We start from the raw sequence: 254 nt of genomic DNA, 5'->3' as shown, positions 1-254 counted from the left end.
TCTTTCATCTCGCCAAGCACTTCAACGGTTTCTTCTAGCACTTTACCTGCCTTGCGGCCATTGGCGGCAAGCAAGAGTGAGGCGCAGGCAATGGGACCACCGACGCCACCTGCAAGGGTGCCAACTGCGGTACCGCCACTGACTACGGCAGTATCCATACCCAATTGCGTGACATGGTACGCACTCATTTCCACTACTTTGTCGGGCGGCAGGGCGGCCAACATGCGCGCCGGTAAACTGGCAATTAACTCACG

Annotated in this window: 1 protein-coding gene; it reads right to left on the bottom strand. The window is 57.1% G+C overall.

Translation table 11 applies throughout. The features are described 5' to 3' along the window. The coding region (locus tag Q0779_RS23910) for a hypothetical protein (RefSeq protein ID WP_298776770.1) at positions 1-254 on the bottom strand (254 nt) is incomplete at both ends.

This window comes from uncultured Shewanella sp., from assembly GCF_947491715.1.
Classification (GTDB): domain Bacteria; phylum Pseudomonadota; class Gammaproteobacteria; order Enterobacterales; family Shewanellaceae; genus Shewanella.
The sequence above is the reverse complement of the archived record's forward strand: the minus strand, read 5'-3'. Positions and strand labels throughout refer to the sequence as shown.